Origin of the sequence: Mailhella massiliensis, assembly GCF_020741395.1 — a bacterium.
Lineage (GTDB): Bacteria > Desulfobacterota > Desulfovibrionia > Desulfovibrionales > Desulfovibrionaceae > Mailhella > Mailhella massiliensis_A.
In genome coordinates this window covers 26,199-35,156 of the sequence record NZ_DYZA01000075.1, presented here as the reverse complement: position 1 = coordinate 35,156, position 8,958 = coordinate 26,199, and the positions used below count along the sequence as shown (strand labels likewise).

The window sequence follows — 8,958 nt, the reverse complement described above, 5'->3', positions numbered from 1 at the left end:
ACTTCTCCAGAGCTTCCTTCAGAGCTTCACCGTAGGAAGTGAATTCCTCGGCATAGAAGGCCTGGGCCTGTTCAGGCTCCATCCACCAGGGATTCATGCTGAGCTTGCGCACGGCTTCGGCGTATTCGGGGCTGTTCACCACTTCGCGCATGGTGTCCACCAGAACCTTCACGATATCCGCAGGGATACCCTTGGGCGCAATGCAGGCCTGCCACATAATGAAGTTCTTGTTCAGGCCGATATCGGCGGAATTGGGCATGGGCAGGTTGTCCACCTTCTTGTCGGAGAACTGTACAAGGCCGTACACCTCATACTGCGAAAGGGCCACGGGCATGTCGGCATGGAACTGCAGACGGTCGGCAGCCATTTCCTTCATGATTTCCGGCGTGGAACGGTAGGGCACATAGCGAAACTTCAGCCCGTAATGCTTGGCCAGGGCCAGCACCGGCACATGGCTCATATTGCCCTTGCCGGAAATGCCAACGATGTACTTGCCCGGGGCCTTCTTCACGATTTCCACCATTTCCTCAATGTTCTTCCAGGGGGCCTTCTTGCTGGTCATGAGCACCACGGGCTGCTGCGTGGCCATGCCGATGAACTGGAAGCTGTCCACACCGTAGGGCAGTTCCTTCATGTGGGGCTGGAGGCAGAGCGCGCCGGTGGGGTCAAAGCCGATGGTGTAGCCGTCGGGCTTGGCCTGGGCTATCTGGGTGGTCCCCTGGGTGCCGCCCGCGCCCACCACGTTCTGCACCACCACGGGCTGGCCGAGCTTCTTTTCCATCATACCGGCCAGCACTCGAGCAGGCAGGTCGTTGGAACCGCCCGCACCGAAAGGCACGATCATGGTAATGGGGCGTTCAGGGTAGGCGGCAAAGGCCGATCCGGCAACGAGCAGCGTACAGGCGAAAGCCAGGCCAAGGCGTTTGAAAAGACGGTTCATACTCTCTCCTTGGAAAAGGTTGAGGTTTTGCGCGGCAGGGCGCAGAGAACGGGCAAGGGATTACCCGGCCGGAAGTCAGCTTCGCGCCTTTGCGCGGCGCAGGAGCGGCATACAGAGAATAAGCACGGTCACGGCGAACAGGCAGAGCGCTATGGGCGAGGCGGAAACGTATTCCCACCAGCCGAGGTCGGCCTTGTACAGCATCATCTGCCCTATGCTCATCTCAAACTGCTGGCCGAGCACGAGGCCTATGACGATGGGCGGCATGGGGAAGCCGCTGCGGCGCAGAAGATACGCCGCGATACCCGCGCCTATGGTGACGGCAACATCGTTGATGTTGCCGCGCGAACCGTAGGAACCCAGCACGCAGAGCACCGTAATGAGGCCCATGAGTATGGGTTCCGGGGTTTTGAGCAGATAGTTGAATATGCGCGTAGTCACGCAGCAGCAAGGCCACATGAGCAGGTTCGCCACGGCCAGGGCCACAAAAATGCCGTAGACGATGCCGGGGTTGTCTACCATGAGACGTACGCCGGGCGTGATGCCGTGCAGGATGAAAGTGGCCAGCATGATTGCGGTGACTGGGTCGCCGGGAATACCGAGGGCCAGGGAGGGTACCAGCGCGCCGCCCGTGACGGCATTGTTTGAGGATTCGGCGGCCACGATGCTGTCGGGTTCGCCGGTACCGAACCTGTCGCGCCGGGGACTGGTGCGCTGCGCTTCACCGTAGGCTATGAAGGCGGCCGTGGTGGCCCCGGTGCCCGGAAGGATACCGATGAAAGTGCCTATGATGGAGGATTTGATGAGCAGCCAGAAGCGCCCGCGATAATCGGCAAGGCGCGGCATCTTCACCACGCTGGAGGCGGCCACGGAACTCGGCTCCTCATGGAGCATGCGCTCCGCCCTGTCTATGACTTCGGAAATGGCGAACACGCCCACAATGACGGCCACGGTATCCATGCCGCCGTCCAGGGCGTAGAATCCGAAGGTGAAGCGCGCATCCGGCGTGAAGGGCGACATGCCCACGCAGGCCAGAAGCAAGCCTATGACGCCTGCGGCAAGGCCCTTGAGCTGGTTTTTACCCGACACACTGGAAATGCAGGTCAGGCCCATGAGGATGAGGCCGAAAGTTTCCAGAGGGCCGAACCGAAGGGCGAAGGAGGCCACGGAGGGTGCGGCAAAAGACAGCACGAGGCAGGAGAACAGGCCACCGAAAATGGAGGAGGCCAACGCCCAGCCTATGGCCACGCCGCCCTTGCCCGCACGAGCCAGGGGATAGCCGTCGATGGAGGTCGCAGCCGACTGCGGGGTGCCGGGGGTATTGATGAGCACGGCGGCTATGCTGCCGCCGCAGGTGGAGCCGCAGTACACGCCGAGCAGAAGCGCCATGGCCTGAAGAGGCTGCATACCGAAGGTGAAGGGCAGGCAGATGGATATGGCCACCACGGAACCAAGGCCGGGCAGGGCGCCGATGATCATGCCCACCATGACGCCCACGAGGTTCATGAGCAGGGGGAAGGGGCTCAGCACTTCGGCGAAGGCGGAAAATATCATGTCCATACAAGAAGCTCCCGGAAATCAGAACAGCGTGCCCACAGGCAGGGGAATACGCAGGATATAGGTGAAGAGCAGCCAGATCACCACCACGGACAGGCCGCACACCGCCGCGAGTATGGGCAGCCTGCGCCAGCCCATAATGAAGGCGACGGCAAATCCTGCAATAAAGCTGGAAACAAAAAATCCCACCGTGGTGAATATGGCTGCGTAGACGAGCATCACGGCCATGATGCCCAGGGTGCGGCGGGAAAAGATGGGAACGGAGGAGACGACTTTTTCCAGCTTCAACCCTCTGAGGGCCAGAAGCGCGCCCAGAATTGCCAGAATCAGGATAAGCAGGCGCGGATACTTCATGGGGTCAATATCGTCTTCAAACATGATCTCACTGGGATCCACCAGCGTCTGCGTATAGAGAACCGCGCTCAGGCCCATGAGCAGAACGCCGCTTATCACATCCTCTTTCTTCATGCTACGCCTCCTCGAGGCCGTTTCTGTTCAGGGGAACCATATTGCCCCGGCATACCTCCTGCACCATGCGCAGGAGAAGGTACAGGCGCGGCGCCACCGTGGGCACAGGCAGGTATTCCTCCGCCGTGTGCATGGCCACGCAGCCCGGGCCGAACCCGTCCAGCGAAGGGCATACCTGTGCGCTGAAGCTCGTGTCGTTGCCTCCTATGGCGTGGCGATAGCCGAGTTCCATACCGAGTTCCGCACGGGCTATGGCCCTTACCTTTTCGGCCAGGTCCAGCGTGACGGGATTGTTGCCGTAGGGCATAATGGCTATGTCCATGTCGAAGGAGACTTCGCTTTCCGCAAACAGCCTGTTCCTGATGATCTCCCGGATATCCTGCTCCACACGGGCAAATTCCGCCGCATCCGCCACGCGGATGTTGAGCAGGGCTTCCGCATGGTCGGGAATGACGTTGGGTCGGGAGCCGAAACTTCCCACAGTGGGGTTTACCGCCGTGCGAAGTTCCGGCCTTGAAAGGGAACGAAGCTGAAGTAACTGATGGGCCAGCTCAAGCCCCGCGTTCACCCCTGCCGGAGGCTCGGCCGCAGAATGGGCCGCCCTGCCCCGCACGCTCAGTTTCCCGTTGGCCATGCCGCGCCCGCTCACCGTGATGAGATTACCCTCCGCTCCGCTCAGCTCCATGTTGAGGGCTATGTCGTGCTTGCGCGCAAGGGCCGTGATCTGATCCCGGCTGCCCCGGGAACCCGCCTCCTCATCGGCGTTGCAGAACACCGTGAGCGTATGATAGTCGCAGCCTTCAAGGCCGCGCAGCATGGGCAGGGCCTTGAGCACCATGGACAGGGAGGTCTGCATGTCGGCCACACCCGGGCCGTAGGCCCGCTCTCCTTCCACGAAAAACGGCCTCCGGGCCGCTTCTCCCGCCGGAAACACAGTGTCGTAATGGGTGAGAATGAGGATGCGCGCCCTGCCCGTACCGTGGAACGTGGCCGCAAGGTTCCATTTATCCCGGACAGGGGGAGCTGTCTCCATGAGGCGCACGCTTCCCCCTTCTTCCGTGAACAGGGAGGAAAGCACTTCCGCCTTTCTCCTGAGCCCGGCCGTATCGTCGGTGCCGGAATCCATGTTCACCAGCCGTTCCGAAAGTTTCAGAACCTCGGGTACCGCCTCCCTGCAGGCGAGGAAAAGCTCGTTGCCTTCCATGAAACACTCCGTTGCTTCCTGAGTTTTCTTCTGTGTGGCACGTTGCGCGGGCTGGATCCCCTGCCGGACGGGCAGGCGGGACGAGAAAGGACCGTCTCCGGCGACTGCCGCCCGTGGCGACGCTTCGTCACTTCCCGCTTCCGGTCTGTTCCGCACAGACGATGCACGCGGGCGCACCCGGGCCTGGCGACCCGGGGGCAGAGCACGCCCGCCGGGGAAAAGCGCCGGCTGTCCGGCGCCCCTTTTTCCCCTGACATGTTCCCCGGGATGCTTCGCCGCCTCCTCCAGAAAGCGGGAAGACATGCCGGACTCTTTCCGGCGCCCCTCTAGTAGAAGAGGTTCTCCGGGAAGTAGATATGCATGATATTGGTGAAGAAGAGCTGGAAGAACACGAGGAAGAAGGCCACATACAGCACGTTGATCACCGTGCTCTTCAACGTATGTTTCGTTTCCAGAAGGAATATGACGGAAAGCATGCCGAGCCCCATGAATATCTTGAAGGAAAGATACATGGCTCCCAGGCACTGTGCCACGAAGATCAGGGAAATGACGCACCAGCGCATGACCGGAATGCCCGCGAAGAACGTCATGTGCGGGCCCTTGGTGGTCAGCAGGGCACGCAAGGCCAGCAGCGCGCTCGCCCCCATGAGAAGGTAGATGACGCACATGGGGAAGATATAGCCTTCCTGCGGAATGTGCGTAAGCTGGGTGCGCATCAGAAGACAGAACAGAATGACGACAACGGCGCAGCTGACGTCGACAATACGGCTGTTGTTCATGGCATCCTCCTTATCCTGCGGCATGCTCGGCCTTGCGGGCGGCGGAGATTTCCTTCCAGATGGAATAGACGAGGGAAAGCACGGTGAGGGCTATGAGCACGAGGCTCTGGGGCCGGGAGAAGAAGAACATGACCACGTTGCCTTCCGCCGCACCGAGATGCAGGGAAAGCTTGAATCCTTCTTCCATCATGCCGCCGAGGATGAGCCCGAGGGCCATGGGAGCCACGCCGAACTTGTAGCGGATGAGGATGTAGCCGATGATGCCGCCCACGCACATGGAAATGACGTCCATGGCGGAAGTGCTGATGGAATACGCGCCCACCACGGACATGGCGATAATGGCCACCACCAGGAAGTTCTGGGGAATCTGCAGCACCCGCACGAAAATGCGTACCAGCACCATGCCGAGAACGAGGATCATGATGTTGGCGAGGAAAAGGCCTATGAAGTAGGTGAAGACCACGTCGCTCTGCTCGGTGAACAGGGAGAAGCCGGGCTTCAGACCATGCGTCATGAGCGCGCCGAGCATAACGGCGGCGGGGGCGCTGCCGGGAATACCCAGGGTGAGCATGGGAATCTGCGCGCCGCCGACTACGGCATTGTTGCACACTTCAGGCGCCATGATGCCTTCCATGATGCCGGTACCGAACTTGTCGGGATTGCGGGAAAAACGCTTGGTCTCGTTGTAGGCGATGAAGGTGGCGATGTTGCCGCCCGCACCGGGCATGATACCGATAATGAGCCCCACCACGCCGGCGACGCCCACCACCCAGATGCGGCGGAAAAAGTCCTTGAGGGTCTGCCAGAACACGCCGGGAGCGGGCCGGTACGGGGCCATGCCGCCGTGCTCACCCGCAGGCTTGAGCAGCATGAGCGCCTGGGGAATGGCGAAGAGCCCTATGAGCGCGGGCACCACGTTGATGCCGTTCATGAGCTCCATGGTATTGAAGGTGAAGCGGGGAATACCGGTGATGGGGTCCATGCCCACGCAGGCGAAAAGAAGGCCGAGCAGCGCGCCGATGATGCCCTTGAGCACCTGCCCGGAAGAAAGGGAGGCAATGATGGTCAGCGCGAACACGCAGAGCCAGAACTGCTCCGGCGCGCCGAAGCTCATGGCCACATGGGCCAGGGGAATGGACAGAAAGACAAGCGCGCATACCCCGAAAAGCCCGCCGAACACGGAGGAGATGAGCGCGGTGAGCAGCGCTTTCTGCGCCTGCCCGTTCTGCGCCATGGTATGCCCGTCGAAGGTGGTACACAGCGCCGCCGCCGTACCGGGCGTGTTGATGAGTATGCTCGGGATACTTCCGCCGTATTCCGAACCGCAATATACGGAACCAAGCATGAGCAATGCGACTCCGGGTTCCAGGCCGAAAGTGAACGGCAGAAGAAGCGCGATGCCGAGCGTACCGGAAAGACCGGGTACGGCACCCATGATGATGCCGAAGCAAGCGCTCAGCGCCATGAGCAGCAGCGTCATCGGTTCAAAAAGATTGGAAAGGACGACCGAGATATCAAACATACGCGCCTCGCTGCATTTCCGTAAGAAGCGGAACCGGCCCGGTCGGCATCGTGCCCCTGAAGTCCGGGCGGCAAAAGCAAAGGCCGGGAGAAAGCCGAAGCCCTCCCCCGGCGAAGACGTTACTTAATGAAGCCGTAGGTCTTCAGGACGTTGACGGCCTTTTCCTTTTCCCTCTTGATGATTTCGCCGAATTCCTTACCGTCCGTATAGTACGGAGTCAGGCCCGCGCCGCGCACGGCTTCCTGATATTCAGGATTGGCGCAGAGCTCGGCCAGCTTGGCTTCCAGGTACTTCTGCGCTTCGGCAGGGAACTTGGGAGGCGTGGCGATGCCGCGATACTTGGCCGATTCCAGCGTGTAGCCCTGTTCCGCGAAGGTAGGCACGTCGGGGCAGAGGTCGTAGCGTTCCTTGGTGGCGATAGCCAGGCCGCGGGCGCCTTCCATACGCAGGAAGTTGGAGGTGGAGCCGAAGTAGCAGTCCACTTCGCCGCTCAAAAGCGCGGGGGCAGCCTTGCCGCCGCCGGGGTAGGGCACCTGGGTGAACTGGGTGCCGGTGAGCTTTTCAATCTGCATGAGGAAGAGGTGGTCGCCGGTGAACTTGCCCACGGTGCCGACCTTCAGCTTGCCGGGGTTGGCCTTGGCATAGGCGATGAGCTCTTCCAGCGTTTTGAAGGGGCTGTCCTGCCTGACCATGATCACGTCGGGGTCGAAGACGAGGTTGCACAGGGGGTTGAGCTGCTCGGTCTTGTAGCCGGGCTGTCCTTCGGCGCGAAGCAGGGGCTGAAGCACGATGTGAGGAAGGTCCACGCCGCCCACGGTGTAGCCGTCGGGCCTTGCGCTGATGAGCCACGTCCAGCCCACTTCGCCGCCCGCGCCGGGCTTGTACGTCACCACGATGGGCTGGGAAATGACGCCGCGGGCATATTTTTCAATGAGACGGTGGCTCACGTCGCTGCCGCCGCCGGCATTGAAGGCCGTCATAAGCGTGATGGGCTTGGCGGGATAGTCCGCAGCCTGCGCCGTGGCGCCCATGCAAAGCGAAAGGGCCATGAACGGAGCGATGATGAAGGACAACTTTTTCATACTGACCTCCTGAAGGTGATGAAAGTGCGCTGCATCGCAAAACCTTGCCTGATACACTATTCTCCGAGGAACGCTTCCACCGCGCTCAGCGTGGCCTCCACGGCCTCGGGGGATTCCTTGTCGCTTGTGGCCACCTGCGGAGCGTTCAGGCCGTGGCCGGTGAGATTGCAGACCGTAAGGCCCGGGTCTTCAAAGCCGGGAACCTTGACGAGCTTCTCCAGCGCCGCCACGGACACGGAGCCGGCAGGTTCCGTGAAAATACCTTCCTCGCGCCCTAGGGCCCGGATGGTACGGATGAAATCCTCATCCGAAACGGTGATCATGGTACCGCCCGTGCTGCGCACGGCCTCAAGGCAATACTTACCCCAGTAGGGATTGTTGTTCATGATTGCGTCGGAAAGGGAGGGCTTCTTTTCCACGGGGACAACCACATCCTTTCCGGCATGGAACGCCGTGTATGTAGGACAGCAGGCTTCCAGCTGCACGCCGACAAGGCGCGGCATGCGCTCGATGATGCCGGCTTCCAGCATTTCGGAAAAGCCGTCGTAGGCGGCCACCATGCCCGCGCCGCCGCCGCAGGGGATGAGCACGGTGTCCGGCACGCGGCCGAGCTGCTGCACTATGCCGTAGGCGAAGGTGCGCTTGCCCGCCACACGGTAGGGGTTGGGCCCGCCGCACTGGTACCAGCCCTTCTCCCGCACCATTTCCGCGCAGACGCGGCTCGCGGCGGCCATGTCGCCGTCGATGCGCACTACCTTACCGCCGTATACGAGGCTCTTGAATATCTTGGCCGGGGAAACATGCTTCTGCACGAAAACCACGGGCCGCAGCCCCGCGCGGGAACCGTAGGCCGACACGCTGGCCGCGTTGTTGCCCGAAGAGGCGAGGCATACGGTCTTGCTGCCCGTTTCCAAGGCCTTGATGACGCAAAGAGCCGTCCCCCTGTCTTTCAGGGAAAGGGTGGGCCCCTGCTCGATCTTGAAATAAAGCTCCCTGATGCCGCGCGAAGGCCCGTAGCGGTGGGAACGCAGAAGCGAAGCCTCTCTTTCGCCGAGGCTCACTTTGTCGATGAGAGACTCGTCGGAAATGGGCAGTATGGAACGCCACTGATAGAGATAAGAGCGGTCGTCATAGGCGGGCATACCGTCCTTCAGCGCTTCACGGATGGATCCCGGCGCGAAGGCAACGCGCATGGGAGCGCCGCACCTGGGGCAGGAAAGGGAAAACTCGGATTCGGCGATATGCGTTCCGCAATCGCGGCAAACAAGGCCCGTACATTCAGCGTTCATATTTTCTCCTGGAAAATAAGAAGGTTAACACCATAGTTCATGGCCGCCCATACGGGAAGGCCCCAGCTCTTGCCTTTTCACGTCCAGTATGTGAAAAGAAAAACATCTTGTCAATAT

At 61.1% G+C, this 8,958-nt stretch carries 8 protein-coding genes; all 8 read right to left on the bottom strand.

Annotated elements, in window-relative coordinates:
- The coding region (locus K8W16_RS04165) for a tripartite tricarboxylate transporter substrate binding protein (RefSeq protein ID WP_304121392.1) at positions 1–940 on the bottom strand (940 nt) is incomplete at its 3' end.
- A 75-nt stretch (positions 941–1,015) separates the two neighbouring features.
- Complete coding sequence (locus tag K8W16_RS04160) at positions 1,016–2,500, bottom strand: tripartite tricarboxylate transporter permease (protein WP_304121391.1); 1,485 nt, start codon at positions 2,498–2,500, stop codon at positions 1,016–1,018.
- 18 nt (positions 2,501–2,518) lie between these two features.
- A complete protein-coding gene (locus K8W16_RS04155) occupies positions 2,519–2,965 on the bottom strand; it encodes a tripartite tricarboxylate transporter TctB family protein (RefSeq protein WP_304121389.1) in 447 nt (148 codons plus the stop codon).
- A gap of 1 nt (position 2,966) precedes the next feature.
- The gene (locus K8W16_RS04150) at positions 2,967–4,169 is read right to left on the bottom strand and encodes a M20/M25/M40 family metallo-hydrolase (RefSeq protein WP_304121387.1); all 1,203 of its coding nucleotides are present in this window, start codon (positions 4,167–4,169) and stop codon (positions 2,967–2,969) included.
- A gap of 326 nt (positions 4,170–4,495) precedes the next feature.
- A complete protein-coding gene (locus tag K8W16_RS04145; protein WP_304121386.1) occupies positions 4,496–4,948 on the bottom strand; it encodes a hypothetical protein in 453 nt (150 codons plus the stop codon).
- A 10-nt stretch (positions 4,949–4,958) separates the two neighbouring features.
- Positions 4,959–6,470 carry a tripartite tricarboxylate transporter permease gene (locus K8W16_RS04140; protein ID WP_304121384.1) on the bottom strand — a complete coding sequence of 504 codons (1,512 nt, stop codon included), beginning with the start codon at positions 6,468–6,470 and terminating at the stop codon, positions 4,959–4,961.
- 119 nt (positions 6,471–6,589) lie between these two features.
- Positions 6,590–7,552 carry a tripartite tricarboxylate transporter substrate binding protein gene (locus K8W16_RS04135; RefSeq protein WP_304121383.1) on the bottom strand — a complete coding sequence of 321 codons (963 nt, stop codon included), beginning with the start codon at positions 7,550–7,552 and terminating at the stop codon, positions 6,590–6,592.
- Between the two features lie 56 nt (positions 7,553–7,608).
- A complete protein-coding gene (gene thrC / locus K8W16_RS04130; RefSeq protein WP_304121382.1) occupies positions 7,609–8,841 on the bottom strand; it encodes a threonine synthase in 1,233 nt (410 codons plus the stop codon).
- Between the last annotated feature and the right edge of the window lie 117 nt (positions 8,842–8,958).